The 20,207-nt window shown below is 68.4% G+C and carries 18 protein-coding genes and 1 pseudogene; 10 read left to right on the top strand and 9 right to left on the bottom strand.

All coding sequences use genetic code 11. The features are described 5' to 3' along the window. Window positions 1-44: 44 nt before the first annotated feature. Window positions 45-1,772: an arginine--tRNA ligase gene (gene argS / locus ACWGI8_RS04995; RefSeq protein WP_453658703.1), complete on the top strand. Its 1,728-nt coding sequence runs from the start codon at window positions 45-47 to the stop codon at window positions 1,770-1,772. Between the two features lie 122 nt (window positions 1,773-1,894). Here the strand turns inward: argS and ACWGI8_RS04990 are convergent, their stop codons facing one another. Both ACWGI8_RS04990 and ACWGI8_RS04985 read right to left on the bottom strand, forming a co-directional pair. After that, the gene (locus tag ACWGI8_RS04990; RefSeq protein WP_453658702.1) at window positions 1,895-3,892 is read right to left on the bottom strand and encodes a BTAD domain-containing putative transcriptional regulator; all 1,998 of its coding nucleotides are present in this window, start codon (window positions 3,890-3,892) and stop codon (window positions 1,895-1,897) included. 196 nt (window positions 3,893-4,088) lie between these two features. Continuing rightward, on the bottom strand, window positions 4,089-4,466 hold the full coding sequence (locus ACWGI8_RS04985; protein ID WP_453658701.1) for a hypothetical protein: 378 nt from the start codon (window positions 4,464-4,466) through the stop codon (window positions 4,089-4,091). 212 nt (window positions 4,467-4,678) lie between these two features. Here ACWGI8_RS04985 and ACWGI8_RS04980 point away from each other — a divergent pair, with 212 nt between their 5' ends. The 4 genes from ACWGI8_RS04980 to ACWGI8_RS04965 are packed head-to-tail and all read left to right on the top strand — an operon-like array spanning window position 4,679 to window position 9,979. Next, window positions 4,679-5,581: an ACP S-malonyltransferase gene (locus ACWGI8_RS04980; RefSeq protein ID WP_453658700.1), complete on the top strand. Its 903-nt coding sequence runs from the start codon at window positions 4,679-4,681 to the stop codon at window positions 5,579-5,581. A gap of 59 nt (window positions 5,582-5,640) precedes the next feature. After that, window positions 5,641-7,221 carry an AMP-binding protein gene (locus ACWGI8_RS04975; protein ID WP_453658699.1) on the top strand — a complete coding sequence of 527 codons (1,581 nt, stop codon included), beginning with the start codon at window positions 5,641-5,643 and terminating at the stop codon, window positions 7,219-7,221. 2 nt (window positions 7,222-7,223) lie between these two features. Beyond that, window positions 7,224-8,738: an AMP-binding protein gene (locus ACWGI8_RS04970; RefSeq protein ID WP_453658698.1), complete on the top strand. Its 1,515-nt coding sequence runs from the start codon at window positions 7,224-7,226 to the stop codon at window positions 8,736-8,738. Window positions 8,739-8,788: 50 nt separating this feature from the next. Further along, window positions 8,789-9,979: a type III PLP-dependent enzyme gene (locus ACWGI8_RS04965; RefSeq protein ID WP_453658704.1), complete on the top strand. Its 1,191-nt coding sequence runs from the start codon at window positions 8,789-8,791 to the stop codon at window positions 9,977-9,979. On the opposite strand, the gene ACWGI8_RS04960 is transcribed toward ACWGI8_RS04965, so the two are convergent. Genes ACWGI8_RS04960 through ACWGI8_RS04945 form a run of 4 tightly spaced genes read right to left on the bottom strand, consistent with a single transcriptional unit; the run spans window position 9,966 to window position 13,631 of the window. Continuing rightward, complete coding sequence (locus tag ACWGI8_RS04960) at window positions 9,966-11,177, bottom strand: ABC transporter permease (RefSeq protein WP_453658697.1); 1,212 nt, start codon at window positions 11,175-11,177, stop codon at window positions 9,966-9,968. The genes ACWGI8_RS04965 and ACWGI8_RS04960 overlap by 14 nt on opposite strands. Next, entirely contained in the window at window positions 11,174-11,914 is a 741-nt protein-coding gene (locus ACWGI8_RS04955; RefSeq protein ID WP_453658696.1) for an ABC transporter ATP-binding protein, read from the bottom strand. The genes ACWGI8_RS04960 and ACWGI8_RS04955 overlap by 4 nt, the downstream gene beginning before the upstream one ends. Further along, window positions 11,911-12,990 carry a peptidoglycan-binding protein gene (locus tag ACWGI8_RS04950; protein WP_453658695.1) on the bottom strand — a complete coding sequence of 360 codons (1,080 nt, stop codon included), beginning with the start codon at window positions 12,988-12,990 and terminating at the stop codon, window positions 11,911-11,913. The genes ACWGI8_RS04955 and ACWGI8_RS04950 overlap by 4 nt, the downstream gene beginning before the upstream one ends. Then, window positions 12,987-13,631: a hypothetical protein gene (locus tag ACWGI8_RS04945; RefSeq protein ID WP_453658694.1), complete on the bottom strand. Its 645-nt coding sequence runs from the start codon at window positions 13,629-13,631 to the stop codon at window positions 12,987-12,989. Before ACWGI8_RS04945 ends, ACWGI8_RS04950 begins: the two co-directional genes overlap by 4 nt. A 133-nt stretch (window positions 13,632-13,764) precedes the next feature. On the opposite strand from ACWGI8_RS04945, the gene ACWGI8_RS04940 reads away from it, so the two are divergent. The 3 genes from ACWGI8_RS04940 to ACWGI8_RS04930 are packed head-to-tail and all read left to right on the top strand — an operon-like array spanning window position 13,765 to window position 16,471. Next, complete coding sequence (locus ACWGI8_RS04940) at window positions 13,765-14,457, top strand: response regulator (protein ID WP_453658693.1); 693 nt, start codon at window positions 13,765-13,767, stop codon at window positions 14,455-14,457. 20 nt (window positions 14,458-14,477) lie between these two features. Beyond that, window positions 14,478-15,962: an ATP-binding protein gene (locus ACWGI8_RS04935; RefSeq protein WP_453658692.1), complete on the top strand. Its 1,485-nt coding sequence runs from the start codon at window positions 14,478-14,480 to the stop codon at window positions 15,960-15,962. Then, entirely contained in the window at window positions 15,959-16,471 is a 513-nt protein-coding gene (locus ACWGI8_RS04930; protein WP_453658691.1) for a GerMN domain-containing protein, read from the top strand. The genes ACWGI8_RS04935 and ACWGI8_RS04930 overlap by 4 nt, the downstream gene beginning before the upstream one ends. A gap of 262 nt (window positions 16,472-16,733) precedes the next feature. Here the strand turns inward: ACWGI8_RS04930 and ACWGI8_RS04925 are convergent, their stop codons facing one another. Next, entirely contained in the window at window positions 16,734-16,865 is a 132-nt protein-coding gene (locus tag ACWGI8_RS04925; protein ID WP_453658690.1) for a hypothetical protein, read from the bottom strand. A gap of 41 nt (window positions 16,866-16,906) precedes the next feature. Here ACWGI8_RS04925 and ACWGI8_RS04920 point away from each other — a divergent pair. Both ACWGI8_RS04920 and ACWGI8_RS04915 read left to right on the top strand, forming a co-directional pair. After that, window positions 16,907-17,279 (top strand): annotated as a pseudogene (locus tag ACWGI8_RS04920) (two-component system response regulator); the annotation flags it as partial. 667 nt (window positions 17,280-17,946) lie between these two features. Further along, the gene (locus ACWGI8_RS04915; protein WP_453658689.1) at window positions 17,947-18,966 is read left to right on the top strand and encodes a LysR family transcriptional regulator; all 1,020 of its coding nucleotides are present in this window, start codon (window positions 17,947-17,949) and stop codon (window positions 18,964-18,966) included. A 79-nt stretch (window positions 18,967-19,045) separates the two neighbouring features. Here the strand turns inward: ACWGI8_RS04915 and ACWGI8_RS04910 are convergent, their stop codons facing one another. After that, window positions 19,046-19,906 carry a PhzF family phenazine biosynthesis protein gene (locus ACWGI8_RS04910; protein ID WP_453658688.1) on the bottom strand — a complete coding sequence of 287 codons (861 nt, stop codon included), beginning with the start codon at window positions 19,904-19,906 and terminating at the stop codon, window positions 19,046-19,048. Continuing rightward, entirely contained in the window at window positions 19,903-20,190 is a 288-nt protein-coding gene (locus tag ACWGI8_RS04905; protein WP_453658687.1) for a DUF1330 domain-containing protein, read from the bottom strand. The genes ACWGI8_RS04910 and ACWGI8_RS04905 overlap by 4 nt, the downstream gene beginning before the upstream one ends. Window positions 20,191-20,207: the final 17 nt, after the last annotated feature.

Here is a 20,207-nt window from a genome sequence, read left to right as displayed (position 1 = left end):
GATCGGGATTGATGCTGTTCCTTCGCCTCGGATAGATTTTCCGAGTGGAGAACTTGGAAGAATTACTGCATCAGAGGTTGGCCCCGGCATTCGAGACGGTGGCAGGCGCACCCGTCGACCCGGTCATCCGACGATCCCAGCACGCCCACTTCCAGTCGGACGCCGCCCTGTCACTGGTCCGTCGGATCGGTGGCAATCCGCGTGACATCGCCGGCCGGGTCGTCGAGGCGGCCCAGCTCGACGATCTTTGCTCCTCGGTGGAGATCTCCGGACCCGGCTTCATCAATTTGACCTTCGCCGACGAAGTTCTCGCGCGCCTGCTCACCGACTCGGTCGGTGACGAGAGGCTCGGTGTGCCACAGGCCAAGTCTCCGGAGATCATCGCGATCGACTACTCCGCACCGAACGCGGCCAAGGAGATGCACGTCGGGCATCTGCGTTCGACAATCATCGGCGACGCGGCTGTGCGACTCCTGGAATGGCGGGGGCACACCATCATTCGCCAGAACCACATCGGCGAATGGGGCACTCCCTTCGGCATGCTCGTCGAGCACCTGCTGGACATTGGAGAATCAGAGGCCGCGCACGAGCTCTCGGTCGGCGATCTGAACGGCTTCTACAAAGCCGCTCGCGTCAAGTTCGACGCCGACGGGACGTTCAAGGACCGGGCCCGCAAGCGGGTCGTCCTGCTGCAGAGCGGCGACGAGACGACACTGCGTCTGTGGAAGACGTTGGTGGACGAGTCGAAGAAGTACTTCATGACCGTCTACGGCATGTTGGGCGTCCGCCTCACCGAAGACGACTTCTTCGGCGAGAGCCATTACAACGACCAGCTGCAGCCCGTGGTCGACGAGCTCGACGAGCTCGGGCTGCTGCGGGAGAGCGAAGGTGCCCAGTGCGTGTTCCCCGACGGCTACACGAACCGTAACGGCGACCCGCTGCCGATCATCGTCAAGAAGGGCGACGGCGGCTTCGGCTACGGCGCGACCGACCTCGCTACGATCCGGCACCGCCTGCGCAACCTCCACGCCACCCGCCTGCTGTACGTCGTCGGTCTGCCCCAGCGCCAGCACCTGGAAATGGTGTACGACGTTGCTCGGGACGCTCGCTGGATCGTCCCGCCCGCTCGCGCCGAGCACATCGGTCACGGGTCGATCCTCGGTGACGACGGCAAGATGCTGCGCACCCGCGCCGGCCACTCGGTGAAGCTGGTCGACCTTCTCGAAGAGGCCGTGGTGAGGGCGTCCGCCGTGATCGCGGAGAAGAACCCCGAGCTCGACGAGGACACCCGCGCCGCTGTCGCGCGTGCGGTCGGAATCGGTGCCGTCAAGTACGCGGATCTCTCGACCGACCGCACGCGGGACTACGTCTTCGACTACGACCGGATGCTGTCGTTCGAAGGCAACACTGCGCCCTATCTGCAGTATGCGCGGGCCCGGATCTGCTCCATCTTCCGCCGCGCCGGCGTGAAGACGCCGCTGCCGGGCGTCGACAAGCTGGTCATTGCCGAGCCCGCCGAGCGTGCCCTCGCTCTCGAGCTGCTCGAGTTCAGCAGCCTCGTCGCCGAGGTCTCCGAATCGCTGGAGTTCCACAAGCTCGCCAACTACCTGTACGGCTTGGCGGCCGCGTTCACGAGCTTCTACGAGAAGTGCCCTGTCCTGCGCGCCGAGGATGACGTCAAGCAGAGTCGACTGGTCCTGTGCGACATCACCGCCCGGACACTGGAACTGGGCCTCGGCCTGCTGGGGATCGAGGCCCCGGACCAGATGTGAGACGGGGGCGCCCGCCACCGCAGAGGGGACGGGCGCCAGTTGAGCGGTTCCTCGGAGGAGTACGACCGGCACCACAGGTCGTACTCCTTCCATCTCTTCGACACCGTTGTCGGACAGCCTCACTAGCCGGCGAGCAGCCGGGTCAGCACGGCCTGCCGGTCCGCCTCGCCGTCCTCTTCGATCGCCCGTTCCCGCGCGTAAGCGCGGACCAGGTCGTGGAGGCGGTAGCGTGGCTGGCCGGCCTCGTCCATGCCTGCCGATTCGACCAGATGCACTGCCAGCAGATCGTCCACTATGGAGGCTCCGGGATCGGCCGCCGCCGTCACGGTGCCGGACCGGCGCCGACCACCGCCGGCATCCGCGCTGAGCCCGGGGAGATCCGCCGCGGCGGCGAAGACCCAGGCCGGAACGTCCGGCGCGTCGAGCAGACAGACCCTGCGCAGCGCGCGCTGGTGGTCCGGCGGCAGCGCCCGGTACGACAGGCCGATGCTGGCTCGTACGTCGAGATCCCCGGTGGCGAACAGGTCCAGCCGCCGGCTCTCGTCCGCCAGCTCTGCCGCCGCCGCTGCCAGTGCGCGGTCGGGGCGGGCCTTGAGGCGACTCGCCACGATCCGTACGGCCAGCGGCAGTCCCGCGCTGCGCCGGACGATGTCGGCGGCCGCCGCCGGATCGCGCATCAGCCGCTCTTCGCCGACGACCGATCCGAGCAGGCGGAGCGCCTCGGCGTCGGAGAACGAACCCAGCTCCAGCCGGTGCGCTCCCTCCAGACCGGACAGTGGGCGGCGGCTGGTGACCAGCACGACGCTGCCGGCGCCGGGCAGCACGGGCCGCACCTGCGCCTCGTCCGCCGCGTCGTCGAGCACGAACAGGTAGCGCCGGTCAACGGTGAGGGACCGTAACAGTGCCGAACGCTCATCGGCGTCCTGTGGAACGGCGGCGTGCTGCACGCCCAGCGCCCGTAACAACTGTCCCACGGCCTCGGCCGGGGCACGCGGCGCGGAGAGACCGTGCAGGTGCAGGTAGAGCTGCCCGTCAGGGAAGGCGGACCGGAGCTGGTGTGCGACGTGGACGGCGACCGCGGTCTTACCGGCGCCGGCCGCGCCGGACAGGACGACCATGGTGCGCTCGCCACTCGACCCGACCTCCTGGCACGCCTGTACCAGCTCACCGACGACGTCCGCGCGACCGGCGAAGTCGGGGATGCCGGCGGGCAGGGTGCATGGCGCCCGCCGTGCCGGCTCAGGGTCCGCCGGAGCCCGCTGCTGCGGCACCGAGAGGGCGGCCTCCCGCAGCTGCGCCGGGACCGTACGAGCCGCTACTACCCGGTCCCTCCCGGCCGACGCCGGGTACGGCATGGCCGGCGCGGTCCGGTCCACCTCACCACGCAGCACCGACTGGTAGATGGAGCGCAGTTCGGCTCCCGGCTCGGCGCCCAACTCCTCGACGAGCCGGCGCCTCATCGCCGCGAACACCTCAAGGGCCTCGGCGTCACGGCCGGCCGCATGCAGCGCACGCATCAACCCGGCAGCAAGCGGCTCCGCCAACGGGTGCTCGCCGATCAGCGCATGCACCCGGGGTATGACCGCCTCGTGGTTGCCCAACTCCAACTCGATCCGGGCCCACGCCACCACTGCCTCCACCCGGTACAGGTCAAAATTCGCCCGGGTCCACTCCGCCCACGATCCGTCCACACCTTCCAGTGGGCGTCCGCGCCACAGTTCGAGCGCCTCACGCAGCAGCGCCACCCGTGCGCCGTCGTCCAGGTTCTTGCCGAGGGCCAGTTCGGTGAGCTGGCGGAAGCGAAGCAGATCGACCCCATCGGGATCGAGGTCGAGGAGGTACCCGCCGGCATGGCGCTCCAACTGCACCGGGGCGCCGTCGGCCTTCGTCACCTTGGCCAGCAGTCGGCGGATACGTGTGATGTGCGCGTACAGGGCATTGCGGGCCTCTGCCGGTGGAGACTCGTTCCACACCCGGTCCACCAGGGTGGACACCGCCACCGGCTGGCCGGAGTCCATGGCCAGGGCTGCCAGCACAGCCCGCTGTTTGGGCGGCCCGAGATCAATGGTCTGTCCACGGGCCCTCAGCTCCACCGGCCCGAGCAGCCGAAGCTCCGCCACGTCTCCCCCAGACGTAGTTCTTGCGTTGTGGATCACATGATCGGGCCCATACAAATAGCAGATCCGTGCGAATGTCAAGCGTTCGAGGTGGGCGCGCTGCGAGCCCGCCATCACCAACACGCCCTGGGGCAAGAGCTGCTGACGTGTCGTCACCCCTCGCGAGCGACTGTGGAGCCCTGGTCCGTGCAGGAGACCGTCAACTCGCCCCGGCGCGTATGTCGGATATCGCCTTCCACAAGGAGGCGGGCGTCTGAAAGGTCTCGGTCTTCAGGAACTCCTCACCGAACCACAACCGATATTCGCTTTCCAGAACGTTCAACAGCTGCACCATTCCCAGAGAATCGAGCCCGAAGTCACGCAAGGGCAGCTCCTCGACGAGTTCCTCTTCCATGGACAGGAAGGGAAGTTGAGCCCGCAGCAAGGTTTCGAACCGGCCGTCCCACATGATTACTCCCGATATTTCTGCTCCTGGAGCGCACCGGAGCGGCTTCTTGGAACGCCGCGTTTCCCTCGTGGTGGCGCGCGACAGCATGATGGCAGCGAACCGGGAAGCCGGACCAGCGAGTCCGGACATCAACTGTGTCCCTCGCAGGGCTCGAAACCGGGCAAGGACCTTTCAGTGATCACACGAGTACCAGACTTCTATCCCGGACCGGCACATTTTCGTTGCTGCACAGAGTCCATCACTCCCGCGCCTGCGGCCCGCATCGGGGTGGACTGGGAGAGAAGAGTTCGGTCTTGAAGGACGGCGACATACAGGCGAGCACCGCGATCGTGTTTCCAGGCATGGGCCCCACACGATTCACCGACGTCGGGAAATTTCTACTCCTCGACCCAGCGGCCAGAAAATTGCTCGCGAGAGCCGACAAGAGGCTCGGCTACTCACTGATGGACCGGTGGTACGGAGCCGAGGGCGACTACTCCGAATTCGCGCAGGTCGCGTTCTTCGTGAGTTGTCTTGCCATGGCCGAGTGGGCCGAGCGTGAGCTCGACGTCCGGCCGGGCGTCTGTGCCGGGCCGAGCTTCGGCGAAAAGCCTGCTGCCGTGTATGCCGGGTCCCTGTCGTTCGAGGACGGGGTGTGGATGACGGCCGCTCTGGCCCGTTGCATCGATGCGTACTTCGCCAACGAGCATGGTGACGTGGTGACCCAGTCGTTCGCGCGGACACCGCATGCGCGACTTGAGGAGGTACTCCACGAGCTGGCCGATCGAGGTGAGTGGTACGACATCGCGTGTCGCCTCGACGACGACTTCCACATGGTGTCGGTGAAGGAGAAGAACCTCGGCCGGCTGGAGGAAAGAGTCCGCGGCATCGGCGGCCTGCCTCTCTATGCCATGCGGCCGCCGATGCACTCGAAGCTCTTCGAAGACCTCCGGTGCAGGGCCGAGGAGGAGGTCCTCGCCGAACTCGCCTTCAGGCCACCTGCGCTGCCCCTGGTGACAGGACAGGCCGGGAAGCTGGTCCGGTCCGCCGAGGACGTACGCGCCATGCTGGCGGAGAGCTTCGTACATCCTGTGGACTGGCCCGCCGTTCTGGCCACGCTGCGGCAGCTGGGAACGCAGACCCTTTGCGTCTCCGGTCCCGACAGCCTGTTCGGCCGGCTGAATTGCACGACGAGCGGCTTCCAGGTGATCGCCGCGGACCCCGCGAGTACTTTCCGGCACCGGCAGCGGCCGGCCACCCCATGAGGCAGTGAGCCTCCGGAAACGGTGCACGCCGAATTCACCCTCGTTCGACGGAGGTCACCTTGGCAACAGCCGGCGATCACGCCCTGTACTCACGCTTCACACGGGGTCTCGTGGCGTCCCCGCTCGGTGTGGCCGTGCAGGTCGCATCCGAGTCCCTGACCTACACACAGCTCCACGAGCGGGCCCTGCTGTGGGCGGGCGCGCTCGCCGGAACCCGCCCACGAGCGGTGGGCGTGCTCTGTGCCAAAGGCCTGACCGCCTACACCGGTGTCCTGGCGGCACTGTACGCGGGTGCCGCCGTAGTGCCGCTGCGGCCGGACTTCCCCTTGGCCCGTACGCGGGAGATGCTCGCCATGTCGGGGGCCTCGGCCCTGATCGTCGACGACCGGGGCGCCGAGGTGGTGCCCGGTCTGCTCGAAGGCCTCTCGGGCATCGCGGTGTTCGCGCCCGGTGACGAGGCCACAGGTACGCTCTCGGCACACGCCGAGCGGGCCCTGGAGCAGCCGCTGCGGGTCTCGCCGGATGATCCCGCCTATGTCCTGTTCACCTCGGGTTCCACGGGGCGGCCCAAGGGTGTGGTCGTGACCCACGGCTCCACCAGCCACTACTTCGGGCTGCTGGACGCACGGTACGACTTCACCCCGGCCGACGCGTTCTCCCAGGCCTTCGACCTCAACTTCGACTGCGCCATGTTCGACCTGTTCTGCGCCTGGGGCGCGGGCGCCCGGCTCGTGGCGATCCCCCCGCAGGCGTACGTCCGCCTGCCCGCGTTCCTGGCCGAGCACGGGATCACCGTGTGGTTCTCCACGCCGGGGACCGTCGGGCTGGTCCGCGCAGCCGGTGGGCTGGACGCCAACAGCATGCCGGGGTTGCGCTGGAGTTTCCTCGCCGGCGAGGCCCTGCAGTGCCGTGACGCCGCCGACTGGCAGCGGGCCGCACCCGGGTCGGTGCTGGAGAACCTCTACGGTCCGACCGAGCTGACCGTCACGATCGCAGCCCATCGCTGGTCCGGGGAGCGCTCACCGCTCATGGCCGTCAACGGCATCGTGCCGATCGGGGTCCTGAACCAGGGACACGAGTACGTACTTCTCGACGAGGCGGGCGAGGCGACGGGACCAGAAGGAGAACTCTGTGTCTCCGGGCCGCAGATGAGCGCGGGCTATCTCGATCCCGCCGACGAGTCGGGCAGATTCGTGGAGAGAGACGGCAGGCGCTGGTACCGCACCGGTGATCGGGTGAGGGAAATCGCGGGCAACGAGTTCGCTTACCTCGGTCGGACGGACTCCCAGGTGCAGGTCCAGGGCTGGCGGGTCGAACTCGCCGAGGTGGAGCACGCGTTGCGGACGGACACGACCGTGGATGACGCCGTGACGGTCCCGGTCGAGGTGAGGGGGAGCACGGAACTCGTGGTGTTCTACACGGGCGCCGTTCTGCCTGCCGTCGAATTCGCGCGCCGACTGCGTCGCACTCTGCCGAACGGAATGATTCCCCGGATCTACCACCGTCTCGACGCATTCCCCCTCAACGCCAACAAGAAGGTCGATCGTTCGCTGCTGGCAATGCGCGCCCGGGAACTCTTCTTCTCCGGCAGGAGCGAAACGCAGCCGACGCGACAGCAGACATCCGGAGTGCAACCGTGAACATGCCAGATTCAGTACGGCAGGGGACACTCGTCCACTCCCTCCTCGACGAGGCGGTCGCCGAGGTTCCCGACAAGCACGCGATACGCGACGCGGAGGGCAGGTGGTCCTATCGCGCGTTGGCGGAGTACAGCCGTGCGTTCGAAGCCTGGCTCGAAGCCCAGGGCATCGGCCCCGGCGACGTTCTCGTCGTCCAACTGCCGGCGAGCCGCGAACTGGCCGCGATGTTCTACGGGGCTTGCAGACGCGGCGTGATCTTCGTTCCGCTCAACCCGGGTATGAAGGCCTTCCAACTGCGCTCCGTACTCACCACTTCGGCCCCACGACTGGCCATAGGCACTGCTGCCGCCGTCGCTCGGATCCGCGACGTCACATCGGCTGCCGTCCACGACCTCGGGTCGGTGTGGAGTCAAGTGGAGCCGCTGCGCACGCAGGGCCGGCGAGCCGATCAGGTGCGGGTGCGCCCTGAGGACGTCGCGGCTCTGATCCACACCTCGGGCAGTACCTCGGCACCGACGGGAGTCGTCGTCCCGCACGCCCAGATGACGTTCGCTTCGGCGTCCATCAACGCCGTCCTCGGATACCGGCGCGACGATGTGGTGTTCTCCCGCTTTCCCATGTCGTGGGACGTGGGCCTGTACAAACTGCCGCTGGCCTGCCTCGGCCGTTCGGAGCTGGTGCTGGCCGACGGGGAGTCGGACCTCGTGCTGCTCAAGCGGATGCACGAAGTCGGCGCGACCGTGGTACCGATCGTTCCGTCCCTGGCCACGATGATCGTCTCCCTCGCCGAGCGCGAGAAGGGGACGCTGCCGCCGGTGCGCATGTTCACCAACACGGGTGCGGTCCTGCAGCAGGGCACGACGGCCGCGCTGCACCGGCTCTTCCCCACCGCCACGGTGGTCCGCCAGTTCGGCCAGACCGAATGCAAGCGGATCTCGGTCATGCCGCCGGACGAGCAACACGAACGCCCGGGTTCGGTCGGCAAGCCGCTGCCTGGCACACGCGTACTGATTCTCGACTCCCAGGGCTTGGAGCTGCCCGCAGGGGAGACCGGCGAGATCGTGGCTGTCGGCCCGCATGTCATGCCTGGTTACTGGCAGGCGCCCGAGCTGACCGCCCGCAGCTTCCGCAGTGATCCGGACACGGGTGAACCGCGCTTGCACACAGGAGACTTCGGGCGGCTGGACGCCGACGGCTATCTGTACTTCGAGGGCCGGCGCGACGACATGTTCAAGCGCAAGGACATCAGAATGAGCACCCTGGAGATCGAAGCCGCCGCGATGGACATCCCCGGCGTCCGGGCCGCCGGCGCACTGCCGCCCACCGCGGACCGGGATCTCGCACTGTGTGTGGAAGCCGACCTGCCCGCCCGGACGGTCCTGCGCGAACTGGCCCAGCGCCTCGAACTGGCAAAGGTTCCGGCGCACTGCCATGTCGTGGCCGCGTTCCCCCTCACCGCGCACGGCAAGCACGACACCCGGGAAATCGAACGCCTGCTTGAGGGGGTCCGGCCGTGAACGCGACCAACGAGTGGTACGAGGAACTGGCCGCGCGGTTCGGCACCCCGATGTACGTCTACGATCTCGACCGGGTCGTGGCCGCACGTGACAGTCTGGTCGCGGCGCTTCCCGACGGCTTCGAGGTCTACTACGCGCTCAAGGCCAATCCGCACCCGGATGTCGCCCGTGCTCTTCATGAAGGGCCCGGTCACGGGTGTCGGGCCGAGATCAGTTCGAGCGGTGAACTGTCGGCAGCGCTCGCTGCGGGGTTCAGCGCGGCGGAGTGCCTCTACACCGGTCCCGGCAAGACCGGCACCGAGTTGAACGAGGCGATACAGCGCGGTGTGCGGATGTTCTCGGTCGAGTCCTTGTCCGATGCCAGGCATGTGGGCCTCGCCGCGTCCCGGCACGGAACGGTTGCCGACTGCCTGCTGCGGATCAACGCCCCGGCAGCAGGCGCGTCGACGGGCATCCGGATGATGGGCAAGGCGTCCCAGTTCGGCATCGACAGCGAGACCCTGCCGGAAACGATGCATCAGCTCACCGCCGTGCCGGGGACGAGGATCGTCGGGGCGCATTTCTACACCATGAGCAACGCGGCCGACGAAGCCGCTCTCATCCGTGAGTTCGAGTCGGCGATCGCGCTCGCCGCACGGCTGGAGAGCGAGCTCGGCCTGCCGCTGGAGTTCCTCGACATCGGCGGCGGTTTCGCTGCCCCGTATGCCGCGCCCGGCGCCCGCGCCGAGTATCCACGGCTGCGTTCCGAACTCGAACGCATCCTGGACGGGTGTCTCCCGCGATGGCGCACGGGCTCGCTCCGGCTCGCCGTCGAATCCGGGCGTCACCTGGTCGCGGAGAGCGGGTGCCTGCTGGTGCGCGTGGTGAACATCAAAGCCGGCCGTGGCAGGACCTTCGTCATCCTCGACGCGGGCATCAACGCGCTGGGGGGACTGTCCGGGATCGGCCGACTGCTGCCCGTCGCCGTGCGGCTCGACGGCTGCGAGCAGTCGCTCGTGGCCACACTCGCCGGTCCACTGTGCACTCCGGGGGACACCCTGGGACACAACGTGGACCTGCCCGAACTCCAGGTCGGCGACATCATCGCCATACCCAACACAGGAGCGTACGGCGTCACTGCCAGCCTGCTGGCCTTTCTCGGCAGGCAAGCTCCGTGCGAAGTCGTCGTACAGGGTGGTGAGGTGGTCTCTGTCTCCCGGCTCGACTATCAGCGCTCGTACAGTGTCGTCAGGCAGCGTTGAGCGCGACGGTCGGGTGGAGGCGGGAGGCACGGATCGCGGGGTAGAGGCCGGCGATCACGCCGATGACGAGTGTGGCGGCGAAGCCGCCGGTCAGGGACCAGAGCGGCACGACCGCCGTCCAGCCTTGGGCGAGTGCGAAGGCGTACGTCGCCGCCGCGCCCAGGGCTGCTCCTGACGCGCCGCCGAGGGCTGACAGCAGGAGCGATTCGGTGAGGAACTGGAGGCGGACCGCGTTCTTCGTGGCTCCGATCGCCCGTCGCAGGCCGATCTCCTGGCGGCGTTCCAGGACCGAGATGACCATGGTGTTGGCCACGCCGACCCCGCCGACGAGGAGGGCGACGGCGCCGAGACCCAGCATGAGGGTGGTGAGGCCCTTGTCGGCGGCCGCCTTCGCCGCGAGCGCGTCGGAGGGCCGGGACACCTTGACCGAGCCCTCGCCGCCGGGATTCACGGTGCGGGCGAGGACGGCCCGTACGTCCTCCACCGACGCGTCGGTGGAGCGTTCGAAGATGGTGGTGGGGTGGCCGTCGAACGCGAAGTACTTCTGTGCGGCCGGGAAGCCGACCATCGCCACCCGGTCCAGGTTGGGGACGAGTTCGATGGGCTGGAGAATGCCGACGACCACGACGTACTCGTCGTTCATCATGATCTTCTCGCCGGGTTCGGTGATGCCGAGCCGTTCGGCCGCCACCGAACCGAGTACCGCGACGGGGAGGCGCTCGCTCGCTCCGTCGAGCCAGACTCCCTTCGCCGTCCGGGCATTGAGCGCGCCGAGGAGGTCCGGCCGGACGGCTTGAGTGGTGACTCCGGCGGACTGTTCCTCGGGTACCACGTCGCTGCGGCGGATGCGGGCGTCGACGTTGGCGGTGGCCGTGGCGTGCTGGACCGGGCCGATGCGCTGCACCATGGCGACGGCGTTCTTGGGGAGCTTCACGTCCTGGCCGAGGGCGTCCTTGCCGGCTTCGGCGGTGAGCAGGTTGGTGCCGAGGCGGTCGAGCTGGTTCATCAGGTCGGCGCGGCTGGAGGTGGACAGTCCGACGACGGCGACCATCGTGGCGATCCCGATGGCGATGCCGAGGGCGGAGAGGACGACCCTGGCGCGGCGGGCGCGCAGGCCGACCGCGCCGACGCGCAGGATGTCCCGAGGGGAGAGCCGGGAGGGCTTCAGCGCCTTGGCCGTGATCGTGTTTCTGCTCATGGAGTCACCGGCCGGGTAGGGGAGTCGGAGACCACCTCGCCGTCGCAGAAGCGGACCTGGCGGGGGAGGGAGTCGGCGATCTCGTTGTCGTGGGTGATGACGCAGATGGTGGTGCCGGTCGCGTTCAGTTCGTGCAGCAGCTCCATGACGACCTTGCCGGATGCCGTGTCCAGGGCGCCGGTCGGCTCGTCGGCCAGGAGCAGATCCGGTTCGCCCACCAGGGCGCGGGCGATCGCGACGCGCTGCTTCTCACCGCCGGACAGCTCGTTGGGCCGGTGATCGAGCCGATGGCCCAGACGCACGCGTTCGAGGACCGTACGGGCCCGGATCCGGCGCTCTTTGAGCCCGACGCCCGTGTACAGCAGGCCGTCGGAGACGTTGTCGACCGCGTCCCGGCCGGGGGACAGGTGGAAGTGCTGGAAGACGAAGCCGATATGGCGGGCGCGCAGAGCGGAGAGCTGGGCGTCCGAGAGCGTGCTCACGTCGTAGCCGGCCACCCTGACCGTGCCGCTCGTCGGTTTGTCGAGGGTGCCGATGACGTTCAGCATCGTCGACTTGCCGGAGCCGGACGGGCCGACGATCGCGACGAGTTCACCCGGTCGTACGGTCAAGTCCACGCCGCGCAGGGCGTGGACACCGTCCGGGTACGTCTTGGTGACGTCGTGAAGTTCGATGACGGGAGTGGCGGCAGCCACGGGGCGTACCGGATCGGCCCCTGTCCCTGCGATGGCTGTCATTGCCTGGCGACTCCGACCTTCAGGCCTTCTTTGATGCCGGAGCCGCTGACCTCGATCTTCCCGTCGGCGACCATGCCGGTCTCGACCCGCACCATCGTGGTGGTGGTGCCCTGGACCAGCTGCAACCCGTATCCGCCGTTCTCGCCACGCAGCGCGACGATCGCCTCGACCGGTACGGCCAGGACCCCCTTGCGGCTCTCGTTGACGAACTTCACGCTCGCGGTCGCCTTGGTGTCCTCGCCCGAGGCCGCCGACTTGCCCGCGTCCAGGGTGACCTCGACCGTGATGCCGTTCTGGCTGCTCGCGGAGGCGTCGCCCGAGGGCGTCTCGGGTCTCACCGTGCCGGTCACCTTGCCGGACTCGACCTTGCCGCTGGGCAGGGTGACCTCGACCTTGGTGCCCTTCTCGGTCAGTGCCACATCGCCCTGGTCCAGCTGGGCCCGTACGACCGGCTTGGACGAGGCGACGGTGAGGACGGTCCTGTCCGGGCCCACCTGGTCGGCAAGGGCCGCGTCCGCCGAGACGACCTGGACCCGGTCCGGCTGGAAGACCACGTCGCCCTTGCCGACCTTGCCGGTGGCCTCGCGGTTCAGGGACTTCTGCCACTTCTTGACCGCGGCCTCGGTGGCTTTGTCGAACCGCGGGTCGACCCGCAGGCCCGATCCGTATCCCAGCGCCACCAGGCCGCGCTCCAGTTGGACGACGTCCGTGCCCCGGTCGCCCGCCTTCATCTCGCGGAACATCGGGACCTGCCCGTACAGCAGGGTGACGGGCTTGTCGTTCAGCTCGTACAGCCGCTGCCCCTGCTCGACCGTGTCGCCCTCCTCGGCCGCGACCGTGACGGTTCCCTCGGTCGCCGACTTCACGGCCCGCCGCTCGGCGAAGTCGAGCTTGCCGTCGACGGTCTTGGACTGCACCAGGTCGGTGCGGACGATCTCGGCCGTGGCGGGCGGCATGTCCGCGTTCTTGCCCTGGGCGTCGGCACCGTCACCGCTTCCGAGGACCAGCGCACCCGTGCCGACCCCTGCGGCGACGACGATCGCGCCGCCCGCCAGGAATCCCGTGCGGCGTTTCACTGCATACCGTCCAGGCCATCGAGGAGCTTGTCCTTGCACGCCTGGCGGGCCTGCTTGTACGTGGGTGAGTTGTGGTCGATGGACGGGGACGCCGGGTTGGGGTCACCGCCGGGCAGCACGTTGCCGCCGGACATCGTCGGGTTGGTGAACTTGGAGATTCCGTTCTCCCGCATGCACTTGGCGTGCGCGAGCATGGACTCGTAGTCCTTCTGTGCGTCGCGCTTGGGCTCCTGCTTCATCGCCTCGGACATCTCCTTGCCGCAGACGCCGTTCTTGCCGCCCTTGGAGACTTCCGGATAGGCGGCCGACAGCTCGTCGATCTTCGTCCAGTCGAGGTGGCCGCTGAGCTTGGGGTCGGGGAAGTCCTTGACGCCTCCCTTGCCGCGCATGCACTGCACGTACTTCATCTGTGCGTCGTAGAAGGCGCCCTTGCCGCCGGTGGCCGCCTGATCGCCGTTGCCGTTGCCGTTGGAACCGGTCTCCCCGGACTGCCCGGCGGTCGGGGCGTCCGGTACGGAGGCGACCGCATCGTTCTTCGCGCCGCCGTCGTCCCCGCCGCCGCAGGCGACGGTGAGGGCGAGGATCGGGGCGGTGACGAAAGCGGCGATGCGAAGCCGGGAAGGGGCGGTGGAGTAGGTCATGCCACCAATTTCGGGGGACCACATGATGAGCTCTGCATGACCGCATGATGAGGACGTAACAATGGCCGCGACTTTCGATCTGCCCGGGTGCATCGGTGCTGAACAGGGGAAACCCTCGCCCATAATCGAGCGCATGCCGCATCTGCTTCTCATCGAGGACGACACTTCCGTACGCGACGGAATGGAGCTCGTGCTGCGCCGGCACGGACACGAGGTGTCCGCCGCCGCCACCGGCGAAGAAGCCCTCGCGCTCCTCGACGGTCCGGGCGGCAAGGCGGTCGAGCTGGCCGTGCTCGACCTGATGCTGCCCGGCATGGACGGCTTCGAGGTCTGCCGCCGCATCCGTACCCGTTCCACCATGCCGGTGATCATGCTGACCGCGCGCGGGGACGACTCCGACATCGTGCGGGGCCTGGAGGCGGGTGCCGACGACTACGTGGTGAAGCCGGTCACCGCACCGGTGCTCGAAGCGCGGATCAGGGCGGCGCTGCGACGTGCCGAGCCCGATCCCGCACCCCGGCGTTCCAGTGACACCCACGACGGGCTGGTCATCGACCGGGTCGGACTCACCGTCACCCGACACGGCACGCCGATCACGCTGCCTCCCACCGAGCTGCGGCTGCTGCTCGAGCTCTCCGCCTCGCCCGGCCGGGTCTTCAGCCGGGAGCAGCTGCTCGAGTCGGTCTGGGAGCTCGACTACCTCGGTGACTCCCGTCTCGTCGACGCCGCGGTGGCAAGGCTGCGCGCGAAGATCGAGGACGTGCCCGCGAAACCCCGCTACATCCAGACCGTGCGGGGCTTCGGCTACCGCTTCGGGCCCGTATGAAGACCCGCACGAAGACCCGCATGAAGACCCGTTTGAAGATCCACGGGCCGAAGCCGGGCCGGCCGAGGATGGGCGGGCTGCGGACCCGGCTGCTCGTCACCTTCGTCCTGGTCGCGCTGGTCAGCGCGGTCACCGCCACCGCGCTCGCCTACCGTGAGTCCCGCACGGCCGTGCTCAAGCGCGCGCAGAACTCCTTCCAGACCGACTTCCGCTCACGGATCGGGATGCTCGCCCCCGACTTCGACGTACCACCGACCGTGCAGTCCCTCACGGGCCTCGCGAACGCGCTCTCCGAAGGGCTGCCGGGTGCTCCCACGGTGGTCGCCCGCTACCAGGACCTGAGCGCCACCTCCGACTCGACTGCCGACCAGACCCGCATCACCGCCGAGCTGCGGGCCGCCGTCCGCACGCGGGACGCGATGTCCTTCCAGCGCGTCGAGTACCAGGGCAAGCCCTATCTGGCCGTCGGTACACCCGTCACCTACGACGACGGCCGCCCTTCGGGCCTGGAACTGTTCGCGATCACCTCGCTCGCGGCCGAGCAGGAGGACACGGCGGGGCTGGTGGTCGCGGTACGCGACGGGATCATCCCGGTGGTGCTGCTGGCCGCCGCACTGGCACTGCTCGCCGCCCGCACGGTCCTGCGTCCGGTACGCGACCTCGGGCGGGCCACCCGCCGCCTCGCCGAGGGCGATCTCACCACCCGGGTCAGGACCCGGGGCCGGGACGAACTGGCGTATCTGGCAAGGGACTTCAACAAGACGGCGGACGCACTCCAGGCGTCCGACGCGGAACTGCGCGAACAGGAAGCGAGAGCGCGGCGCTTCGCCGCCGACGTCTCCCACGAACTGCGCACCCCACTGGCCGCGATGACGATGGTGGCGACCGTGCTCGACGAGGACGCCGACCAACTGCCGTCCGACGCGGCCCGGGCGGCCCGCACCGTCAGCGCGGAGACGGCGAAGCTGTTCCGCCTCGTCGAGGATCTGATGGAGATCTCCCGCTTCGACTCGGGTGCCGCCCGGCTCCACCTGGCCGAAGTGGACATGGGGGCGACCATCCGGGCCGCACTGTCCCTGCGCGGTTGGAGCGACATGGTTCACGTGCACATCCAAAGCGAGGTGCGGCTGTTGGCGGACCGGCGTCGCATCGACGTGATCGTCGCCAACCTCGTCGGCAACGCGCTGCGGCACGGTGCGCCTCCGGTGACGGTGACGCTGACGGCGGAGGCGGAGTGGGCAACGGTGACCGTCGCGGATCACGGCCCCGGCCTGCCGTCCGACGCGATGGATCGCGTGTTCGAGCGCTTCTACAAGGCGGACAGCGCCCGCACCCGCTCGGACGCAGACGGCGGCAGCGGTCTGGGCACGGCGATCGCGCTGGAGAACGCACGGCTGCACGGCGGCACGATCGAGGCAGCCAACCGCCCTCCCCAGGAAGGACACGGGGCCGTGTTCACCCTCCGCCTGCCCCGGCGTCCCAGGAGCGAGGAGTCCGGCCGATGACCAGGCAGGGAAGGGCGGCTGGAGCTGCTGTGCCGGTGGCGGTGCTGGTGGCGGTGCTGGCCGGTTGCGGGGTGCAGCCCACCGGGGTCGTGGACGCGGGCGAACCCGCGACCGGTCTCACCAAAGGGTTGCGGCTCTACTACGCACGCGACGCCCGGCTTCAGGGCGTTCCCCGCCCGGACACCCCCGTCACCAACCTCGACTCCGTCATCAAACTGCTGTCCACGGAGCCGACCCCGGCCGAGCAGGAGCGCGGCCTGTCCAACCTGGTCAGGGTCACCGGCGCCTACGAGGCGACCGGCAGCGGCGACCGGATCACGCTGCGGATCCCCGGCACCGATCTGGCCGGGGAACGCAACCGCCTCGCCGTCGGCCAGCTGGTCTGTTCCCTCGCCCGCGCCCAGGGAGTCCTGCACGAAGAGGTACGCCCCGACGACGTCCAGGTCACCATCGACGGGGTGGGGGCGCCGCTCGGCCCGTACCAGTGCTCGCAGTTCCCGCATGGCTGAGAGCGGGGTCGCATGAGCGGTGCCGTCATCTGTCCTGTCTGCTGCGCGCGTTCGCCTCGGCGACGAGGGCGCTCAGCCGTTGACCGGGTGAGGCGTTGGACGTGACGCGGTTCTGCGTCCCATTCGACGCCACCGGAGAGAGGGCGGAGCTGGAGGTACGGGCCTACGTGGCCCATGACCTGCCCGACGCGGTCGCGGACGGCGTCGTGGACGGTCTCTCCGACGCCTGGGACTCCGTCCTCCGAGTCCACCGCGTCCTCCGTCACGTGGCGATGCCCTTCAGGATCACGTCCGCGAGCAAGTGGGCCACGGGCGCGGAGCACACACCGAGGTGGACGAGCGCGTACCGGGCCTCGCCCTCGCGGTCGTCCGCCCAGGGGGTGCGGATGTCCATCGCGGGGAGCTGGATGCCGGCTCGGGTGAGGGCGGCGGCGCCTTCTGAAGTCTTTCGAGTTCGAGGAGCTGCGCCCCCGCCTCGAACGGTACGCCGCGCAGCGCAGCAGTCTGCTCGGCTCCGTCGTCAAGGACCAATCCGATGTGGACCGGGTACTGGCCGGTACAGCCCTGTCGGCATCCGGCCCGGTGCTGCCGAAGGGAATGAGCGTGGAGACCGCGCTTCTCGTCGAACGGACGCTGCGGGATGCCGACGGAACGCTGTCCGCCGCCGAATGCGCGGCCGCGGTCGGGATTTCCCGGGTCAGCGCCCGCCGCTGCCTCGAACACTTCCACTGCACGGGCCACGCGGATGTTGTCCCTGAAGTACGGAGTCCCGGGCAGACCGGAGCGGCGTTACAGCCAGCGCGTGTGAGACCGCCGGGCGACGGCGGGACACCTACCGGGCAGCGTGCACATCGTCGACGTTGCTGCTGTGCGATGCCCTCTTTTCGCTACCACAGTCCGCTGACATCTCGGTCGGGGGGTCGGGGGGTCGGGGCAGGGGTTTCGGCGACTGCCCCGAAACATTTCGAGAGTTCGGTCGGGAGCGCTGGAGGCTGGAGGTTCCCCGTGATGGGATCACGGACGACACGGTCCCCTTCGCACGGTGAGCGCCGATTACGGGCCGTACCCGTAGGCGGACACCACGTCGACAATGGATTCCTTTCGGAAGAGGTGGCGATGCAACCTGTGCCGACGCATACGACTATGACGTCATCGGCGTGGGGTGGGTCCCGGCGCAGGGTTTGGTCCGACGACGCCCGCGTTTGACGGGCTGCGTGACGTGACGTCCGCAGGCAATGGCCCGCCAACACAGACTGCCTCCGCGTCCCGCTGACGGCGCCCGTACCGCCGCGGGGGCGACGGCCTTCATGGCCGGAAGGCTCCGTGAAATCTCAGGCCCGCTGCGGTCGGCTGCACTCGTGGGGGCCGTGCCGCTGCAGCGTGTCGGTCGTCCCTACGCAAGTCGGCCGGAGTGGTCTCTCGTACCGGTCCGTCATCTCGGAGTAGCGGAACACAGGAAGAAGATGGCATCAGATATGACGCGCCCGGAAAAGAACGATCTGCAACCGGAGGAACACCCTTCGACGAGTCGGCTGGACTTCAGCCTCACCCAACTCCTCTACTTTGTCACCACCGTTGAGACGGGAAGCATTTCCGAGACTGCGACCCGGCTCCATGCCTCCCAGTCCGCCGTGTCCGCCGCGATTCAGAGGCTGGAACGGCACCTGGGCAGCCAGTTGTTGCTTCGCCAGCACGCCAGGGGAGTCACACCGACGCGGGACGGACTACTGCTCCTGCGCGACGCGCGAAAAATCCTGCGGCTGGCACACAACCTCAAGGATCGCAGCAGCAGGCTGCGCGGTGAATCCGCAGGCTGCCTCGATGTCGGGTCCTGCTGCACCATCACGCCGTTCCTCATACCGAAGACTCTGGCACGACTCGGAGAATCCCATCCCGGCCTGCGAGTAAACGTTCACGACACACGAGCGCCCGGTGATCTGCTGCGCAATGGAGTGTGTGACATCGTTGTCACCTACAGTTTCAGTTCCTCGGACGGGACTCGCTTCACCGAGTTGATCGCGCCGCCGCTGTATGCCGTCGTCCCTGGCGACCACCCGCTGGCAGGAGCTGGTCGGGCGCAGCTCGTTGAATTATGCAAGGAGCCGTTACTGACCCTTGACCTGCCCCCTCACAGTGGGCACCACGCCTATGTCAAGAGCATCTTCCTGTGTGCCGGTGTCGCCATGCCGAGACTGATCCACGCGTCCGGCCAGGAGGCCATGCGCAGCCTGGTCGGCGCGGGGGCGGGCTTCATGCTGACGCATCACAGGCCCCGGTCGACGGAGACCCTGGACGGCGGAAGGGTCTCCGTCGTGGAGATCGTCGGTGACCGGCCTCGTCTGACCATCGGCGTGCAAATCCTCACGGACGTCGAGCCGAATCAGAGAATGCGTGACTTCGTGACGGCCATCCGCTCCACGGCGAAGCAGGTTTACGCTCCAGGGCCGGGATCGCTCGCTGAAACGAATCGTTCCCCAGAGGCGTCACTTTCATAAGGGCTCGGGTGAGCCAGGCGCAGAGGCGATCTTTCATCCACCAGTCCGGTGCACCGGTGGATGCCGCTGCTGAGTGCCATCAGATAGTCACGGTGCCGTGCACGCAGGTTGTGCTGCCGCCCCCGACCCAGACCGCTTCACCATGTGCTTCCACGGTGACAACGCCTTCCCGCCCCAGGCGGGCTCCCTGGCCGGCACGGTAGTGGCGCGGAGCCCTGCCGTCGGCCATGAGCCACTGGGCCATGCCCGCGTGGAGGCTTCCGGTGACCGGGTCCTCGCGCACGCCGGCGGGTGCGGCAAAGGCGCGGACCTCGAACTGCAGGGGTGAGCCGTGGGGGTACGCACCGACAACGCCCAGCATGAGGTCACCCATGGACCCCTCGTCCGGGTTCAGGGCCAGCACCTCCTTGGCGGAGGCCAGTTGCACGGCGGCCCAACCGGGCCCATTATCCACCCACTGGTGCGCCACGATCCGTCCCCGGGCGATGCGCAGGCCCCGGGCGATGCGATCGAGGTGCCGCGAGTCAAGTGGGCCGTCCTTGAGGAGTTCAGGAGCGCGGAAACTCAATCCGGTGCCAGACAGCCGCACCTCGACCAGCCCGAGGCCGCACTCCTGGATGAGTGTCCCCGGCTCTGCCGGGACGCCACCCGCTTCGAGCCAGGCGTGGGCGGTGCCGAGAGTGGGGTGCCCCGCGAACGGGATCTCCCCGCCCGGGGTGAAGATACGCAGTCCGTAGTCGGCTTCGGCGGACTCGGGCCGCACGATGAACGTGGTTTCCGAGAGGTTGGTCCATGCTGCGAACCGTGCCATGTCCCTGTCGGACAGTCCGTCGCCGTCAAGAACGACCGCGACGGGATTACCGAGATGGGGTGTCTGTGAGAAGACGTCGACCTGGGCGAAGGGCCGCCGGGCCCGCACGGACTGCGGTTGCGCCGTCACTCGCCCTCCACCAGGATCAGGTCCATGTGCGTCCCTTCGCGCAGTGGCACGATGGCGCGGTACTCGGGTGAGGAGTACCACAGGCGGGCAGCGGCGGCGGTGGGGAACACCATCACCGACAGATGTGTGGGCTGCCAGTCGCCCTCCAGGGCTTCGAAGTCGCCGCCCCGGATCATAAATCCGCCGCCGTAGAGCTGAAGCGTGTGAAGGACTTTCTCGCGGTACTCCGCCATGTGCTGTTCGTTGCCGATGGTTCCGACGTTGCCGATGAGCAGTGCTGTCATCCGGGTTCGCTCCGACG

The sequence above is a fragment of the Streptomyces sp. NPDC054841 genome, assembly GCF_053611045.1.
This window is presented reverse-complemented; position numbering and strand designations above follow the sequence as displayed.